Source organism: Enterocloster citroniae (assembly GCF_040545455.1).
Lineage (GTDB): Bacteria > Bacillota > Clostridia > Lachnospirales > Lachnospiraceae > Enterocloster > Enterocloster citroniae.
The window spans coordinates 15,662-31,810 of sequence record NZ_JBEPLZ010000008.1 but is presented as its reverse complement, the minus strand read 5'-3'; the positions used below and the strand labels follow the sequence as shown (position 1 = coordinate 31,810).

18 protein-coding genes are annotated in these 16,149 nt (G+C 50.7%); 16 read left to right on the top strand and 2 right to left on the bottom strand.

All coding sequences use genetic code 11. The features are described from left to right. Nucleotides 1-117 precede the first annotated feature (117 nt). Complete coding sequence (locus ABID13_RS12575; RefSeq protein WP_082082641.1) at nucleotides 118-510, bottom strand: desulfoferrodoxin family protein; 393 nt, start codon at nucleotides 508-510, stop codon at nucleotides 118-120. A gap of 220 nt (nucleotides 511-730) precedes the next feature. Here ABID13_RS12575 and ABID13_RS12570 point away from each other — a divergent pair, with 220 nt between their 5' ends. Continuing rightward, nucleotides 731-1,165, top strand: a complete 435-nt coding sequence (locus ABID13_RS12570; protein ID WP_045093099.1) for an RrF2 family transcriptional regulator — start codon at nucleotides 731-733, stop codon at nucleotides 1,163-1,165. A 29-nt stretch (nucleotides 1,166-1,194) separates the two neighbouring features. Next, complete coding sequence (locus ABID13_RS12565; protein WP_007870102.1) at nucleotides 1,195-2,094, top strand: YitT family protein; 900 nt, start codon at nucleotides 1,195-1,197, stop codon at nucleotides 2,092-2,094. A gap of 26 nt (nucleotides 2,095-2,120) precedes the next feature. Here the strand turns inward: ABID13_RS12565 and ABID13_RS12560 are convergent, their stop codons facing one another. Then, nucleotides 2,121-2,861 carry a tRNA threonylcarbamoyladenosine dehydratase gene (locus tag ABID13_RS12560; RefSeq protein ID WP_048930738.1) on the bottom strand — a complete coding sequence of 247 codons (741 nt, stop codon included), beginning with the start codon at nucleotides 2,859-2,861 and terminating at the stop codon, nucleotides 2,121-2,123. Nucleotides 2,862-3,094: 233 nt separating this feature from the next. On the opposite strand from ABID13_RS12560, the gene ABID13_RS12555 reads away from it, so the two are divergent. The 14 genes from ABID13_RS12555 (at nucleotide 3,095) to ABID13_RS12490 (ending at nucleotide 16,149) form a co-directional block, all read left to right on the top strand. Then, nucleotides 3,095-5,074, top strand: coding sequence for an NAD(+) synthase (locus ABID13_RS12555; protein WP_048930737.1), 1,980 nt, complete (start codon nucleotides 3,095-3,097; stop codon nucleotides 5,072-5,074). A 17-nt stretch (nucleotides 5,075-5,091) separates the two neighbouring features. After that, a complete protein-coding gene (locus tag ABID13_RS12550) occupies nucleotides 5,092-5,892 on the top strand; it encodes a TrmH family RNA methyltransferase (protein ID WP_048930736.1) in 801 nt (266 codons plus the stop codon). An 87-nt stretch (nucleotides 5,893-5,979) separates the two neighbouring features. Then, nucleotides 5,980-6,237, top strand: a complete 258-nt coding sequence (locus ABID13_RS12545) for an NfeD family protein (RefSeq protein WP_048930735.1) — start codon at nucleotides 5,980-5,982, stop codon at nucleotides 6,235-6,237. Further along, the gene (locus ABID13_RS12540) at nucleotides 6,224-7,426 is read left to right on the top strand and encodes a patatin-like phospholipase family protein (protein WP_007870090.1); all 1,203 of its coding nucleotides are present in this window, start codon (nucleotides 6,224-6,226) and stop codon (nucleotides 7,424-7,426) included. The genes ABID13_RS12545 and ABID13_RS12540 overlap by 14 nt, the downstream gene beginning before the upstream one ends. 71 nt (nucleotides 7,427-7,497) lie before the next feature. Further along, entirely contained in the window at nucleotides 7,498-8,487 is a 990-nt protein-coding gene (argF, locus tag ABID13_RS12535; RefSeq protein WP_007870088.1) for an ornithine carbamoyltransferase, read from the top strand. A 5-nt stretch (nucleotides 8,488-8,492) separates the two neighbouring features. After that, nucleotides 8,493-8,795, top strand: coding sequence for a DUF6637 family protein (locus ABID13_RS12530; RefSeq protein WP_007870086.1), 303 nt, complete (start codon nucleotides 8,493-8,495; stop codon nucleotides 8,793-8,795). 8 nt (nucleotides 8,796-8,803) lie between these two features. Beyond that, a complete protein-coding gene (locus tag ABID13_RS12525) occupies nucleotides 8,804-9,784 on the top strand; it encodes a biotin--[acetyl-CoA-carboxylase] ligase (protein ID WP_045093095.1) in 981 nt (326 codons plus the stop codon). Beyond that, complete coding sequence (gene mutY / locus ABID13_RS12520; protein ID WP_048930734.1) at nucleotides 9,771-11,033, top strand: A/G-specific adenine glycosylase; 1,263 nt, start codon at nucleotides 9,771-9,773, stop codon at nucleotides 11,031-11,033. Before ABID13_RS12525 ends, mutY begins: the two co-directional genes overlap by 14 nt. A 40-nt stretch (nucleotides 11,034-11,073) precedes the next feature. Further along, complete coding sequence (locus ABID13_RS12515; RefSeq protein WP_007870077.1) at nucleotides 11,074-11,964, top strand: diacylglycerol/lipid kinase family protein; 891 nt, start codon at nucleotides 11,074-11,076, stop codon at nucleotides 11,962-11,964. A 100-nt stretch (nucleotides 11,965-12,064) separates the two neighbouring features. Continuing rightward, complete coding sequence (gene rpoD / locus ABID13_RS12510) at nucleotides 12,065-13,210, top strand: RNA polymerase sigma factor RpoD (protein WP_007870074.1); 1,146 nt, start codon at nucleotides 12,065-12,067, stop codon at nucleotides 13,208-13,210. Nucleotides 13,211-13,395: 185 nt separating this feature from the next. Continuing rightward, the gene (locus ABID13_RS12505) at nucleotides 13,396-14,052 is read left to right on the top strand and encodes an epoxyqueuosine reductase QueH (RefSeq protein WP_040417561.1); all 657 of its coding nucleotides are present in this window, start codon (nucleotides 13,396-13,398) and stop codon (nucleotides 14,050-14,052) included. 224 nt (nucleotides 14,053-14,276) lie between these two features. Further along, nucleotides 14,277-14,543 carry an HPr family phosphocarrier protein gene (locus tag ABID13_RS12500; protein WP_007870059.1) on the top strand — a complete coding sequence of 89 codons (267 nt, stop codon included), beginning with the start codon at nucleotides 14,277-14,279 and terminating at the stop codon, nucleotides 14,541-14,543. A 196-nt stretch (nucleotides 14,544-14,739) separates the two neighbouring features. Next, nucleotides 14,740-15,423: a GntR family transcriptional regulator gene (locus ABID13_RS12495; protein ID WP_048930733.1), complete on the top strand. Its 684-nt coding sequence runs from the start codon at nucleotides 14,740-14,742 to the stop codon at nucleotides 15,421-15,423. Nucleotides 15,424-15,636: 213 nt separating this feature from the next. After that, complete coding sequence (locus ABID13_RS12490; RefSeq protein ID WP_048930732.1) at nucleotides 15,637-16,149, top strand: tripartite tricarboxylate transporter TctB family protein; 513 nt, start codon at nucleotides 15,637-15,639, stop codon at nucleotides 16,147-16,149.

Genomic DNA, 16,149 nt, shown 5'->3' with positions numbered 1-16,149 from the left:
TGAGAGCTGCCTTCTGTGGGGGAAGGGCAGCTCCCTTTTTTTATTTAAAAAATGGCGACCTTGTCCACTGAGAGTACCATAAGGTTAAACACATGTATCTTTTAGCTTGTGCCTACATCAGATGTTTGTCTTCCAAAGACCGTGAAGGTTGCAGTATGCATAGGCTGCCACCGGGGAATCTCCCTGTTCCAGGGTAAAGTGTGCCACGGGCTCGCAGTCAGAGTTCAGGCAGACACGCATGGTACATCCGGCTTTTGTTGTCAGGCATACCCACCCAATGCTGTGATCTTCGCCCATGGGGTGGAAGATCTCGCCCACCTTAACTGTGACGTGAAGCCCGTCTGTTTCCACCAGAGGGAGATGTTTTTCGCTTGCACCCTCGGTCATACCCGGTTCCAGCACCTCAAAGGGCTTGCAGGTATCGGGCAGAGCAGCGCCCGGAGCGCCGCAAAGAGCTTCCAGCACCACAATATGGTTCTTATCAGTAAGGAATACAGGTTCTGTTTTAATCTCCGCTTTCATGTGAATCCTCCATTCTGTTCTCATATTCTTCGTTTAAGCCGTTTATCTATCTGTTTCAAACACCTTTTAGTTTTCCTGAATCCACAGTATCTATACATGAGGCCCATAAGTTTCTATTGACATATTTCCTACAGGAATAGTATGATAATCATATGTGGATATTTTATACATCAACTACAAATACTAAACCAAAAGGACGTGAAGATATATGTTAGTTTCGACAAAAGGGCGCTATGCCCTGCGCACCATGGTGGACCTGGCGGTCCATGGGGATGGGGAACCGGTAAAGATAAAGGATATTGCAAACCGCCAGGGTATTTCCGGTAAGTATCTGGAACAGATCATATCCATCCTGTCCAGGGCCGGTTATGTGCGCAGTATCCGGGGAAACCAGGGCGGATATTACCTTTCAAAGCCCGCGGCGGAATACACGGTGGGCATGATACTCAGGGTTACAGAGGGAAGCCTTGCGCCGGTGGACTGCTTAAGCGGTGAGGATAATCCGTGCACAAGGCAGCTGGACTGTGTAACCCTCAGATTGTGGAGGGAGCTGGATGAAGCTATCAAGGGAGTGGTGGACCGGTATACACTGGAGGATCTGGTCCAGTGGCGGAAGAATATGAAAGATAATTATGTCATATAATGTAGCAGTTTAGGGCAGCAGGAGGAATTATGAAAAGTCTCAGGCGTATTTCCGCCTTCGTTAATAAATGGAAAAAGGACAGACGCGTCAGGCTGGGGATCACACTGGCCGCGGTTATCCTCTCTGCGCTGGTCCAGGCATATGCTTTGCAGGTGTTTGTCCGGTCCGCAGGCATTATTTCCGGCGGATTTACCGGAATCGCCATGCTGATCGAGCGCCTGGGAGGCCTGTGGGGGCTTACTATTCCCATGCAGATAACCATGCTTTTGATGAATATTCCCGTGGCTTTTATGTGCTGTAAGGGGATCAGCGTTCGCTTTACCGTGTTTTCCCTGGCGCAGGTATTTTTAAGCAGTGTATTCCTGCAGATATTCAGCTTTACGCCCATATTTACAGATGAAGTACTGAACGTGATATTCGGCGGGGTCATTTTTGGAAGTGCCATTGTCATTGCCCTAAGGGGAAATGCCTCCAGCGGAGGCACTGATTTTATCGCCCTTTTTGTTTCCAACCGCACCGGACAGTCTATCTGGAGCTATGTGTTTTTCGGCAATGCCATCATGTACTGTTTTTACGGCTCCATATTCGGATGGAAGTATGCCGGCTACTCCATTATCTTCCAGTTCATTTCCACAAGGATGATCTCCGCCTTCCATCACAGGTATGAGCTGGTGACACTTCAGGTTACCACCATCAAAGGGCCGGAGGTGGTGGAGGCATATATCAGCCGTTTCAGGCATGGTATGTCCTGCGTGGAGGCCATGGGTGGCTACAGCAAAAAGAAGATGTATCTGCTCAACACAGTCATATCAGCCTACGAGGTAAATGACGCGGTCCATGTGATGCAGGAAGCGGATGAGCATGTGATCATCAATGTGCTGAAGACACAGCAGTTTGTGGGACGGTTTTACAGGGCGCCGTTGGAATAAAGATGCCGGGCCTGCCATGGGCCGGCTCAGTCCAGGCCGCAGATATCCCTGACGATCTGACCTGCGATGAGAAGCCCCGCCACCGGGGGGACAAAGGAGATGCTGCCCGGTGTCGCCCGGCGGTTTCCTGTGTCCTCCTCAGCCGGACCTGGGGTGAGGGGAGGCTCGGGAGACCAGCAAACCTTGAGATGGCTGATATTCCTGGCTTTCAGTTCCTTGCGCATGACCCGGCACAGGGGGCATACGGAGGTTTGTGAAATGTCGGATATGCTGAACAGCTCAGGATGCAGCTTATTGCCGGTGCCCATGGAGGAGATGATGGGGATCCCGTTCTCCTGGGCATAGGAGACCAGTGCCAGTTTGGCGGTCACTGTGTCAATTGCATCCAGAATATAGGACACACGGTCAGATGGTTCCATCTGGCTTTTTATTGTTTCAAAAAGAGTATCCAGGTTCTGGGGAAGCACGAACTGCTCACTGGTGATCACCCGGGTATCCGGACTTAAGTCGGCAATCTTTTCTTTCATGACCTGTGTTTTCGGCCGTCCAATGGTGCTGTGCATTGCAATACTCTGCCTGTTGACGTTGGTCAGGGATACGGTATCATTGTCAACCAGTACCAGCCTGCCCACACCGCATCTGGCCAGGGCCTCAATGGCATGGGAACCCACGCCCCCCACGCCGAATACAACTACGGTGGCAGCTTTCAGGGACATGATACCCTGGGAACCTATGAGCATTTCTGTTCTGGAAAATTCATTGATCATTTTATGATTACTCCTGTGCGAATTTTTTTGTTTTCAACGATTGTACATCAGTTTCGTGCAAATGTAAACAGAATGTGTATGGGATCATGTACAGGACGCGTGTATGATTGGGGGTGTCATGCGGAAAACTTTTATGATATAATGTCCAGGTAGACAAAGTACCATGCTATGACGCAAAGAACTAAGTACACACATGAAGAACTAGGTACGTAATAAGTTATGGAGGCCGTAATATGAGAGATGGATTCATAAGGGTAGCGGCAGTCACACCGAAGATCAGGGTGGCTGACCCGGAATATAATGCGCAGCAGATAATTGATCTGATCCATCAGGGATACAGCAGAGGCGTGAAGCTTATGGTATTCCCTGAACTGTGTCTCACTGCATACACCTGCAGCGACCTGTTTTTCCAGTCCTCGCTGTTAGAAGGAGCAAGGAAAGAACTGGGACGCATCATCAGCGCCACAAAGGACAAGGATATCCTGGTGTTTCTTGGTATGCCCTGGGAGCGGGAAGGGAAACTTTATAACGTGGCTGCGGTCATACAGGGGGGACGGCTTCAGGGCTTAGTGCCCAAGAAGAGCCTTCCCAATTACTCTGAATTTTACGAGGCCCGCCATTTTTGTCCGGGCAATGAAACCCCTGTTTTTGTCCCATGGGAGGACAGGCCGGTGCCCATGGGCATGAATCTGCTGTTCAGGTGCACCAATATGAAGGGGTTTACTGTGGGTGCGGAAATCTGTGAGGATGTATGGGTACCCTGTCCGCCCAGTATACGGCATTGCCTGGCAGGGGCAACGGTCATAGTCAACTGCTCAGCCAGTGATGAGACAACGGGCAAGGATGTGTACCGCCATGAGCTGATCTGCAGCCAGTCCGCAAGGCTGGTATGCGGTTACGTATATGCCAATGCCGGGGAGGGGGAATCCACCCAGGATCTGGTGTTCGGAGGACAGAACATCATTGCGGAGAATGGAAACTGCCTGGTGGAATCCCGGCGTTTTATCAATGAGAGTATCTGTGCGGACCTGGATGTGGAACGGCTCTGCAGTGAGCGCAGGCGCATGACCACATTCCCGTCACCGGATGATGCCAGGAAAGAGGGCAGCTATATGATCGTGGATTTTGAACTGTCCTTAAAGGACGGCGATGACCGCAGCGCTCAGGCTGCCCAGGCATACGGACTGTCCGGCACAGGCAAGGATATCCTGCGTTTTGTTGACCCGGCTCCCTTTGTGCCTCATGATGAGAGACAGCGCAGCCGCCGCTGCGAGGAGATCCTGTCCATCCAGGCTATGGGGCTGAAAAAGCGTCTGGAGCATACAGGATGCCAGCACGCGGTGGTGGGGCTTTCAGGGGGACTGGACTCTACTCTGGCATTACTTGTGACTGTCAGGGCATTTGATTCCCTTAAGATCCCCAGGAGCAATATCCACTGTGTCACCATGCCCTGTTTTGGAACCACGGACAGAACTTATCATAATGCATGCACCATGGCTGCAAAGGTGGGGGCTGAACTGAAGGAGATCAATATACGGCAGGCCGTGAGCCAGCATTTTACCGATATCGGGCAGGATATGGACAATCATGATGTAACATATGAGAACAGCCAGGCCAGGGAGAGGACCCAGGTCCTGATGGATATTGCCAACCAGGTGGGCGGACTTGTGATCGGAACAGGGGACATGTCGGAGCTGGCCCTGGGATGGGCCACCTACAACGGCGACCATATGTCCATGTACGGGGTCAATGCCTCGGTGCCTAAAACTTTGGTGCGTCATCTGGTGCGCTATTATGCGGATACCTGTAATGAGCAGGAACTGTCAGAGGTGCTCATGGATGTGCTGGACACTCCGGTAAGTCCGGAGCTTCTGCCGCCTGAGGACGGACAGATTTCACAGAAAACAGAGGACCTGGTGGGGCCTTATGAGCTTCATGACTTCTATCTTTATTATATCCTTCGGTACGGTTATGCACCGGCCAAGATTTACCGGATGGCCCTTCAGGCTTTTAAGGGACAGTATGACAGGGAGACCATATTAAAGTGGATGAAGGTATTTTACCGCAGGTTCTTCAGCCAGCAGTTTAAGCGCTCCTGCCTGCCGGACGGTCCTAAGGTGGGATCGGTGGCAGTATCCCCCAGAGGAGATCTGCGTATGCCCAGCGATGCCTGCAGCCGGCTGTGGATGGAGGAACTGGAGAAGATTCACTGATAAGGAGAAGTTGACAGATGATTAACAGTACGTCCAATAAGCAGGTAAAACGTGTGGTGAATTTAAGGACCAGGGCCAAAGCCCGAAGGGAAGAAGGCGTGTACGTGGTGGAAGGACTGCGTATGTGCAGGGAACTCCCGCCGGGAGATGTGGACAGCATGTTTGTAACCGAGGGTTTTGCAGCGAACCGGGAAAATAAAACGTGGCTGTCGGCATATTCATATGAGACAGTGACTGATATTGTGATGGGGGTAATGGCGGACACGCAGACGCCTCAGGGCGTTCTGGCAGTTGCCAGGCAGAAAAAGTATACCCTGGATGATATTCTTAAGGGACCGGGATCAGCGGGATCAGGAAAGAGGTTGGCTATTATGATCCTGGAAACCCTTCAGGATCCTGGAAACCTGGGAACCATTATCAGGGCCTCGGAGGGAGCCGGAATCACCGGTATTGTGATGAACAGGGAGACGGCGGATATCTACAATCCAAAGGTGATCCGTTCCACCATGGGATCCATTTACAGGATGCCATTTGTGTATGTGGATGACCTTAAGGCAGCGTGCGGGAGAATGAAGGGCCAGGGAGTTAGACTATTTGCAGCCCACTTAAAGGGCATGAATAATTATGACCAGGAAGATTATACTGACAGTGTGGGCTTTTTAATTGGAAATGAGGCCGGCGGTCTGAAAGCGGAGACAGCAGATTTGGCCGACTGCTATATCAAGATCCCTATGGCAGGGGAGGTGGAATCCCTGAACGCGGCGGTTGCGGCTTCCGTGCTCATGTTTGAGGTGGCAAGACAGCGCAGGAATGGCTGAACCGGCTGTTTCGGATCGCTTTTTGCCAAGGGACACCGGTGCCTGAACCGGCCAAACAGAATACGCCCACAGGAAGGAGGACAAAGCATGGCATCAATCGGATGGCTTGTATCATTTCTGGTATTTCTGGGGATGGAACTGGCGTTTCGCTGCCTGACATCTCTGTGGTTTGCGGCCGGGGCAGCCGGGGCTTTTATCATTGCATTGACAGGCGCTTCCATGGAAGCGCAGCTGGCTGGCTTTGTGGCGGTATCATTTCTCACATTGATACTCATACGGCCTGCTGCATTTTTATTCAATCGGCATATGGCCGGCAGACATAGAAGGGCAGGTGGTCAGAATTAAGCTTCAGTTGGATCTGGACAGGGAATACGGCATTGTTCTGGAAGGCGGAGGAGCCAAAGGAGCATACCAGGTGGGCGCCTGGCGCGCCCTCCGGGAGGCCGGGGTAAAGATAAGGGGAGCCGCAGGCACCTCAGTGGGCGCTCTCAACGGCGCCCTTATCTGTATGGATGATTTTCAAAAGGCAGAGCACATATGGGAAAACATCAGCTATTCCAGGGTAATGGATGTGGATGACCAGCTGATGGACCAGTTGAAGAAATTCAGTATCCGAAATCTTTCCAGCCTCACATCCCTTAATGTGGGGGAGCTTATATCAGGGGCAAAGCGCCTTTTAAAGGACGGCGGCTTTGACATTGCACCCCTGAAGGGACTGATCGATGACGTGGTGGATGAGGAGAAGATCAGGAGTTCGGACAGGGAGCTCTATGTGGTGACCTACTCCCTGTCCGACCGTCAGCCTCTGATAGCCAATGTAAAGGAAGCGCCGGAGGGCACGATCAGCGACATGCTTATGGCCAGTGCATATTTAATCGGTTTCCGCCAGGAAAAGCTGGGCGGAAAGTATTATATGGACGGCGGAGGCATCAACAATGTGCCTGTGGATGTGCTCATCGACAAGGGATATAAGGATATCATTGTGCTGCGTATTTACGGGTATGGGATTGATACGGAGAAAAAGCTGGAAATTCCCGAAGATGTCTCCATCTATCATGTGGCGCCCAGGCAGGACCTGGGCGGGATCCTGGAGTTTGACAGAAAAAGGGCCAGGAGGAATATGCTTCTGGGATATTTTGACAGCAAGAGGATGCTTTACGGCCTGGCGGGCCGTGTGTATTATATCAATGCCCCGGAGGGGGAAACCTATTATTTTGATAAGATGATGACGGAGATCCACGTTCTCCTTTCCTACCTGAAGCCTGAGTTTACAAGGGATGAGGAGGATATGCCGGGGTACCGGAAGTATACGGAAACCATATTTCCCCAATTGGCAAAGGAATTGAGGATGAAGGAGGGCTGGGATTACAAGGACCTGTACCTGTCCCTTTTGGAAGATCTGGCAAAACAGTACCGGATCGGCCGGTTTAAAATTTATACAGTGGATGAAATGCTGAACCTCATACACAAGAAAGCCGGGGCAGCTGCGCTGAGAGCTTTGATTCCCACTCTTGACAGCGGACGCCAGGTGTAGTATATTATGCATAAAGATGCATAAATATTAATAAAAAACAACCATACACAGTGGTGGATACGGAGGACAGTATGAATTTAAAGGGCAGGAATTTTTTGACATTGAAAGATTATACACCAGAGGAGATTACATACTTACTGGATCTGTCGGCTGAACTGAAGGAAAAGAAAAAGAATGGAATCCTGACAGACAGTCTTCGGGGTAAGAATGTGGCTCTGATCTTTGAAAAGACCAGCACCAGAACGCGCTGCGCGTTCGAGGTTGCTGCCCATGATCTGGGAATGGGCACCACTTATCTGGACCCGTCAGGTTCCCAGATCGGCAAAAAGGAAAGCATCGCTGACACGGCAAGGGTCCTGGGAAGGATGTATGAGGGGATCGAGTACCGCGGATTCGGACAGGAGATCGTGGAGGAACTGGCCAAATATGCAGGCGTGCCTGTGTGGAACGGCCTTACCAATGAGGACCATCCCACACAGATGCTGGCGGATCTTCTCACAATCCGCGAACATCTGGGACATTTAAAGGGTGTAAAGCTTGTGTATATGGGCGATGCGCGTTATAATATGGGTAATTCCCTGATGATCGCCTGTGCAAAGATGGGCATGCATTTTGTGGCATGCGCACCGGCCAAGTATTTCCCTGACAAGGCTCTTGTGGCGGAATGTGAGGCATTTGCAAAGGAAAGCGGCGGTTCCATCACCCTGACAGAGGATGTAGATACTGCGACCAGGGGAGCAGATGTAATTGATACGGACGTGTGGGTTTCCATGGGAGAGCCGGACGAGGTATGGGAAGAGCGTATTAAGGACCTGACACCTTACAAGGTGACAAAGGCCGTGATGGATCACGCAGGCCCCCGGTCCATCTTCCTTCACTGCCTGCCATCCTTCCATGACCTGAAGACCAAGATCGGCCATGAGATGGGCACACGCTTTAACGTATCGGAACTGGAAGTGACAGATGAGGTATTTGAATCCAGCCAGTCCGTTGTCTTTGACGAGGCTGAGAACAGGATGCATACCATCAAGGCGGTAATGTTGGCAACGTTAGGAGAATAGCACATATGCATGGGCAAAGAGGAAGGGGTGAGCGCCATGCCGGGGTATTCCTGGACATGGCCCACCTGATACTGGGAATTGCAATTGTAATTCTGGCCGTGCTGTCATTCATTAACCCGGAGGGAAATCACATGCTTTTTCCTCTGGTGTTTTTGCTGGCAGCTTTATTAAATGCGGTAAGCGGTATATTTGAATGCAAGACCTGGGGCAGGGATAAGAAAAAGTTCCGCCTGGGAATCCTGCAGCTGGTACTGGCCGTGGGCCTCGGTGTTCTCGGTGTCTTAAGCGCCATCAGCATTTGGACATAGAGGTGAACATGAAGTCAGAGATTTTAAGCATGCTGAGGGCCGCGGATGGATATCTTTCCGGCCAGCAGCTGTGTGATAAGATGGGGGTCTCCCGCACAGCTGTGTGGAAGGCCATGAATGAACTAAAAGAAGAAGGTTACAAAATTGAAGCTGTCCGCAACCGGGGGTATCACCTGGTGGAGAACGCGGACGTGATCACCCAGGCTGAACTGCAGTCCATGCTTCACAGCAAATGGATTGGGGGCAGGCTGGAATATTTTGATGAAACGGATTCCACCAACACCAGGGCCAGAAAACTGGCTGAGGAGGGAGCAATCCACGGCACCCTGGTGGTGGCGGACAGCCAGTGGGCGGGCAAAGGCCGAAGGGGCAGGCTGTGGACCTCTCCCAAGGGCGTGGGCATATGGATGAGCGTGGTCCTCCGGCCGGCCATCTCCCCCCTGCATGCATCCATGCTTACACTGATTGCCGGGATGGCGGTGGTAAAAGGGGTCAGATCCTCCACGGGTCTGAATGCCATGATCAAATGGCCCAATGACGCGGTGCTGGAGGGAAAGAAGATCTGCGGGATCCTGACGGAGATGAGCACGGAGGATGAGTGCATCCGGTATGTGATCACAGGGATCGGGATCAATGTAAACATTGATGAGTTCCCCGGTGAACTGGCCGAAACAGCAACCTCCCTTAAGCTGGAAAAGGGGGAGAACATCAGGCGGAGCCCCGTCATCAGCGCCGTGGCGGAAGCATTTGAGGAATATTATGACATTTTCCTGGAAACCTGTGACATGTCGATATTAAAGGAAGAGTATAACAGGGAGCTGGCCAATACCAACAGGGAAGTGATGGTGCTTGACCCCAAAGGCCAGTATGAGGGGACCGCTCTGGGAATTGACAATGAAGGAAGCCTGCTGGTAAAGAAAAAGGACGGCACGGTGGCTTCCGTCATATCCGGGGAAGTGTCGGTGAGAGGTATTTATGGATATGTATGATTCAGGACATTTTTATGACCGTCTCCAGGTGCTGGAACCGGAAGATACGCCGCTTGACCGGCAGGAGCGGCTTCGTGCCATGGAACGGCCCCTGCTGGCCTGGTACGGCTCCAGGGCCCGTTCCCTGCCCTGGAGGGATGATCCCCAGCCTTACCGGGTCTGGATATCGGAGATCATGCTGCAGCAAACCAGGGTTGAGGCGGTGAAGCCGTATTTTGAACGGTTTATGGAAGCGTTTCCTTCTGTGAGGGATCTTGCAGAGACAGAGGATGATCATCTTATGAAGATGTGGGAAGGCCTGGGATATTATAACCGGGCCAGGAATTTAAAGGCAGCGGCCAAGATGGTAATGGAGGAATACGGCGGCTGCCTTCCTGCATCCTTTGAGGATCTGATCCGGCTGCCCGGGATCGGGAGCTATACGGCAGGAGCCATTGCTTCCATTGCCTTTAACCAGCCGCTTCCTGCCGTGGACGGCAATGTGCTCAGGGTTATCTCACGGATCCTGGGGGACCGGGAGGATATAAAGAAGGCCTCTGTGAAGACCGGGATGGAACAGGAACTTAAAGCCGTGATGCCCGCAGATGAAGCCAGTCACTACAACCAGGGGCTCATAGAGATCGGCGCCCTGGTGTGTATACCGGGAGGAGAGCCCAAATGCAGCGAGTGTCCCCTGGCTTCTGTCTGCCTCACAAAAAAGAATGGCTGGTGGAAGGAAATTCCCTATAAATCGCCTGCAAAGGCGAGGAAAATCGAGAAGAGGACCGTTTTCATCATAGAATATCAAGACAAGGTAGCCATCCATAAGAGACCGCCAAAAGGCCTTCTGGCAGCTCTCTATGAACTCCCCAATGTGCTGGGGTATCCGGGATCGGAGGAGGTCCCGGAGGTTCTGGGTCTGGAGCCTGAGGCAGTGGAGCAGCTGATCCCTCTGCCATCGGCCAAGCATGTATTTTCCCATGTGGAATGGCATATGAGCGGATACCGGGTGGTCCTGAGGCAGAAGGAGGACGGCGCAGGCTGGGATTTTGCCGAGGGGCCGGAAGCTGTCCGTGATCCGGCATTGGCCCGTGAGCCGGCATTGGCCCGTGAGCCGGCATTGGCCCGGGAGCCGGCATTGGCCCAGGAGCCGGCATCTGTCCAGAAACAGGACCGGGCCGGGGATTGGTTCATGGTTTCCAGGAAGGAAGTGGAGGAAAAATATGCTCTGCCCAATGCATTTCAGGCATATACTTCTTTGATTGGATAAGTTTGTTAAAATTGGTTACACTGAAAGGGAGGAATGCAGGATGAAGAAAATGCTGTTTGTATTTAATCCCCGTTCAGGCAAGGAGCAGATCAAGGGTCATCTCATGGAAATACTGGACATTTTCACCAGGGCGGGTTATGAGATCCGTGTCCATGTGACCCAGAAGCAGAGCGATGCCGTGGAAGTGGTGCACCGATACGGTAACCGTGTGGACCTGGTGGTGTGCAGCGGCGGGGACGGTACCCTGAATGAGACCGTGTCCGGCATGATGAAGCTTAAGAAGCTGCCTCTTTTGGGATACATTCCGGCCGGATCCACCAATGACTTTGCCTCCAGCCTGGAGATACCTAAGAGGATGCCCCAGGCGGCCTCGGATATTATGGAGGGCAAGCCCTTTGCCGTTGACATCGGCACCTTTTGCCATGACAGGTATTTTATGTATATTGCCGCCTTTGGGGCATTTACGGAAGTGTCTTATCTCACATCCCAGGACAGGAAAAACCTGCTGGGCCATCAGGCCTATATGATCGAGGGCGTAAAGAGTTTGGCAGGCCTGAAGCCATACCGCATGAAGGTGGAATGGGAGGATCAGGTGCTGGAAGAGGATTTTGCCTTTGGCATGGTGACCAATACCAGAAGCGTGGGCGGTTTCAAGGGACTGGTGAACCAGTCCGTGGCCTTAAATGACGGGCTGTTCGAGGTGCTGTTGATCCGTATGCCCAGAACGCCTGTGGATTTGAGCAACATTGTATCCTATATGTTTCTCAAGGAAGAACCCAACGAATATGTGTATAAATTTAAGACCTCATCCATCCGAATGACATCGGAATGGGGAGTGGACTGGGTCCTGGACGGTGAGTACGGCGGAACCAGAACAGAGGTAAATATTGGAAATTTAAAGGAACGAATACAGATTCTTCTAAAAAAATAAAATATTTTGTCGAAATATGTTGAAATACAGTATTCAATGGTATATAATGATAAGTTGTGGGAGTTTCCACATTTACCTTTAAGCGAAAGGACGTTTATCAGTGGAAAAGGACGATTTTTTAAAGAAGCTGGAAAAGCTGGTCGAACATGCAAAATCCAAGCATAACACGCTGGATGCAGGGGAGATTAATGATTTTTTTACCGGGGATAACCTGTCACCGGAACAGATGGACCAAATTTACAGTTACCTGGAGAACCGTAATATTGACGTTGTTCCCGTACTGGACGAAGCGATGCTTACCGAGGACACTGTTCTGCTTGATGACATTGATTTAGACCTGGATTTAGACGATGACAGCTTCATTAAAGATGCAGAAGAGGAAGAAATCGACCTGGATGCAGTGGACCTGTTGGAGGGGATCGGCACAGAGGACCCTGTCCGCATGTATCTCAAAGAAATTGGCACCGTGCCCCTTCTTACGGCAGACGAAGAGTTGAATCTGGCCCAGCGCAAAGCTGATGGCGATGACTATGCCAAAGAAAGGCTGATCGAGGCCAATCTCCGTCTTGTGGTCAGCATTGCCAAGCGCTATACCGGAAGAGGGATGAGTTTCCTGGATCTGGTACAGGAAGGCAATCTGGGACTGATCAAAGGCGTGGAGAAGTTTGACTATACAAAGGGTTATAAACTAAGTACATATGCAACATGGTGGATCCGCCAGTCGGTTACAAGGGCTCTGGCAGATCAGGCGAGGACCATCCGCGTACCGGTGCATATGGTTGAGACCATTAACAAGATGTCTAAGATGCAGAGGAAGCTTACATTGGAGCTGGGATATGAGCCGTCTGTGACAGAGCTGGCAGAGGCTTTGGACATGACGGAGGACAAGGTCATGGAGATTATGCAGATCGCAAGGGAACCGGCTTCATTGGAGACACCCATCGGCGAGGAGGATGACTCCAACTTAGGCGATTTCGTGGCAGATAATAATGTGGTGACACCGGAAGGCAATGTGGAATCCGTTATGCTGCGTGAACATATCGATGCATTGCTGGGTGATCTGAAGGAGAGGGAGCGCCAGGTCATTGTCCTCAGATTTGGTCTGGAGGACGGACATCCCCGTACCCTGGAGGAAGTTGGAAAGGAATTCAACGTTACCAGGGAGCGTATCCGTCAGATTGAGGCAAAGGCTCTCAGAAAACTGCGCAATCCGGTGAGAAGCAAACGAATCAGGGATTTCCTGTAAGGATTAGGGTGTGTCCGGACCTAGCATATTTGGACATGCGCTGGGAAATATGGCATTTAAGGAGGCCGTTGTTGCAGACGGTCTCTTTTTGCTTTCCGAAAATCTGCTTTTTGGATTGGAACAATTGGTGCAAGGATAGAAGGATCATAGGAGCAGGAATAGGCGGCCGCGGGAAGGAGACGCAGATGACACAGCCAGGTCAAAAGAGGAATTACCAGAGGGAGATGGAACAGATCATGGAGCGGGAGGGACGGGAAGGCAGGATCCCCAGCCTTTTGCTGCACAGCTGCTGTGCGCCCTGCAGCAGTTATGTCCTGGAATACCTGTCCCGGTATTTTGATATCACGGTCTATTATTATAATCCCAACATAGCGCCCAAAGAAGAGTACGAAACACGCGTAAAGGAGCAGGAGCGCCTGATCCGGGAGATGGGGCTTCAGAGGCCTGTGAAATTCCTGGCAGGGGAGTATGTGCCTGAGGACTTTTATGCAGCTGCAAAGGGCCATGAGGCGGACCCGGAGGGCGGGGAACGGTGCGTTAGGTGCTATGAACTGCGCCTGGCCCATGCTGCCGGGGTGGCTGCCCGGGGAGGATATGACTATTTTACAACCACACTTTCCATCAGTCCCTTAAAGAACGCGGATAAGCTGAATGAGATAGGCGCCAGGCTGGGGGATCAATGGGGGGTACCCTACTTGCTGTCGGATTTTAAGAAAAAGAACGGATATAAGCGGTCGGTCCAGCTGTCCGCAGAGTACGGCCTTTACAGACAGGACTATTGCGGCTGCGTCTTTTCACAGGCAGAAGCAAGGGCCCGCAAAAGCGCCGGGAACGGAAGGTGATGCAGGCCGCAGCCCACGGGAATACGGCCCGCGGCCCCACAGGAATACAGGCCATAACCTGCGGTGATGCAGGCCGTAAGCCCCGGGAAAGATTGTGAAAAAGTTGCTCAGGATTTTTCCGATTAACTTGACATAGGCAGGCAGATGTAATAGAATCTTTCATAGGGGACATGGCGTTAATCGTGTGTCCGAGAGTATAAAATAGTGGATAAGGAGAGTGTATTATGCTTAGTAAAACATTAAAGGTTGTTAACCCATCCGGTTTACATTTGAGACCAGCAGGTGTCCTGTCTCAGACAGCCATGAAGTTCAAGAGCGACATTACAATTGAATGCGGGGAGAAGAAGATCATTGCAAAGAGCGTACTGAACGTAATGGCAGCCGGCATCAAGTGCGGAACTGAGATTACCCTGATCTGTGACGGTGAGGATGAGGCGGCAGCAATGGAGACCCTGACCACGGCAATTGAGAGTGGATTGGGCGAGATGTAATTTATATATACAATGGATAAGAATGACCGCAGGCGGTATCTTTTGGGAGATGCTGCCTGTTTTTTGTTTTTAGGGAGAAGAAATAATTTTTATCATAAAGTGTTGACATTTTACATTTGTAAATCTATACTAAAGAAAGAAGTAAAATCTAAGAAAATTGTTGAAACTGACAATATGTAAAAGAGGATATCAGCAGGTGCAAAGCAAATTCATTAAAACAAAGTTAAGCGATGATGTGGCAAACTATTTGCGTAAGGCCATTATAGAAGGTGTTTATCCGCCGGAATATCATTTGAATGAACCTGAGCTGGCAAGGGAACTGAATATCAGCCGGGGGCCGATCCGTGAAGCGATCAGCCAGTTGGAAGCGGACGGCTTGGTTTACAGACCAGGCAACGGACGCACCAAGGTGATGAAATTTGATGAGAGCGATTTTGAGGATTATTTGAGATTACGTACCTTTCTGGAATCGGAGGCATGCAAGATCATTATGAAACATGCTCCCTATGATGCTGCCTTTACCTCTTGGATGGCAGCTGCCAAATATGACTTGGAGCAGTTGGCCATAAGCATTGAATCCGGTATTGAAATCATGAGCAACCAGTATGATTATTCATTCCATGACAATCTGATGGAAAAGGCAGGGAGCGTTGTGCTGCTCCGGGCATGGAAATCCATTTCCGGATTCCGCCGCAGTATCATGGAGACAAACATCAAGTACGCGGGCAGCGTAAAGAATAATTATTTTCGGGATCACATGGGGATTTTGGAAGGAATTGAATCCGGTGATATCGCCCGGATGGAACAGGGGCTGCAGACCCATTATAAGAGCGGCCGCATGAATTTCCATAAGATGCAGGAGGTGACACGGAGCAGTTAAAAGGCAGTTTATCATAAAGTGTAGGGAGAGGAGGATTTGTATTACTATAAATGTTAACATTTAACATATGGAGGGGGAGGAATGGTATGGGAAGGTGAAGTGGGAACCAAGGACACGGTTGTATTATGAGACGAGAAATTTTAAATATAAAATGTTAACATTTAACAGAAGGACACTTGTCAATTAATAAAATGATCGTAAGGAGGGGGTTTAATGAAATGGAGCAAATCATCTATACCAGATGGGATTGGGCTGCTGGTATTTTCACTTTTTTTAGTGATGAATGGAAGGAACATCAGTTTGAAAAATTGGAATGACGGTGTTTCTCCCCGGGCATTTCCCTATTTTTTGGCCGGCTGTATTTTCTTGCTTGGAACCTTTTTGATCCTATCCGGTGTGATCAAAGGAAAAAAGGAGGTATCAGGATCTGCGGCAGAACAACCAGGATCCTTCAGGGATAAGAGATACTGTCTGTTTGGAAAACCATCCGTCATTCCGCCGCCATTGTTTATGGTATTTATGGTGGTTGCTTATCAGCTATTCTGGAAGCCGATCGGTTTTCTGATCATTACGCCGCTGTTTCTATGGACTGCGCTGTATGCACTGGGGACATCTCCAAAAAGGGCAGTCACAATTGCTGTGGGGGTGACGGCTGCGGTCTATACGGTCTTTACTTATGGCTTTAAGGTGACTTTGCCCAGCGGCCTGCTGCACATGATTCTATAG

What these genes read in the sequence shown, in the direction of transcription:
- ABID13_RS12545 (WP_048930735.1), top strand. Translation starts at nt 5,980, where the DNA reads ATGGCATCAATCGGATGGCTTGTATCATTTCTGGTATTTCTGGGGATG.
- ABID13_RS12570 (WP_045093099.1), top strand. Translation starts at nt 731, where the DNA reads ATGTTAGTTTCGACAAAAGGGCGCTATGCCCTGCGCACCATGGTGGAC.
- ABID13_RS12565 (WP_007870102.1), top strand. Translation starts at nt 1,195, where the DNA reads ATGAAAAGTCTCAGGCGTATTTCCGCCTTCGTTAATAAATGGAAAAAG.
- ABID13_RS12525 (WP_045093095.1), top strand. Translation starts at nt 8,804, where the DNA reads ATGAAGTCAGAGATTTTAAGCATGCTGAGGGCCGCGGATGGATATCTT.
- ABID13_RS12490 (WP_048930732.1), top strand. Translation starts at nt 15,637, where the DNA reads ATGAAATGGAGCAAATCATCTATACCAGATGGGATTGGGCTGCTGGTA.
- argF (WP_007870088.1), top strand. Translation starts at nt 7,498, where the DNA reads ATGAATTTAAAGGGCAGGAATTTTTTGACATTGAAAGATTATACACCA.
- ABID13_RS12500 (WP_007870059.1), top strand. Translation starts at nt 14,277, where the DNA reads ATGCTTAGTAAAACATTAAAGGTTGTTAACCCATCCGGTTTACATTTG.
- ABID13_RS12515 (WP_007870077.1), top strand. Translation starts at nt 11,074, where the DNA reads ATGAAGAAAATGCTGTTTGTATTTAATCCCCGTTCAGGCAAGGAGCAG.
- mutY (WP_048930734.1), top strand. Translation starts at nt 9,771, where the DNA reads ATGGATATGTATGATTCAGGACATTTTTATGACCGTCTCCAGGTGCTG.
- ABID13_RS12550 (WP_048930736.1), top strand. Translation starts at nt 5,092, where the DNA reads ATGATTAACAGTACGTCCAATAAGCAGGTAAAACGTGTGGTGAATTTA.
- ABID13_RS12530 (WP_007870086.1), top strand. Translation starts at nt 8,493, where the DNA reads ATGCATGGGCAAAGAGGAAGGGGTGAGCGCCATGCCGGGGTATTCCTG.
- ABID13_RS12560 (WP_048930738.1), bottom strand. Translation starts at nt 2,861, where the DNA reads ATGATCAATGAATTTTCCAGAACAGAAATGCTCATAGGTTCCCAGGGT.
- ABID13_RS12555 (WP_048930737.1), top strand. Translation starts at nt 3,095, where the DNA reads ATGAGAGATGGATTCATAAGGGTAGCGGCAGTCACACCGAAGATCAGG.
- ABID13_RS12505 (WP_040417561.1), top strand. Translation starts at nt 13,396, where the DNA reads ATGACACAGCCAGGTCAAAAGAGGAATTACCAGAGGGAGATGGAACAG.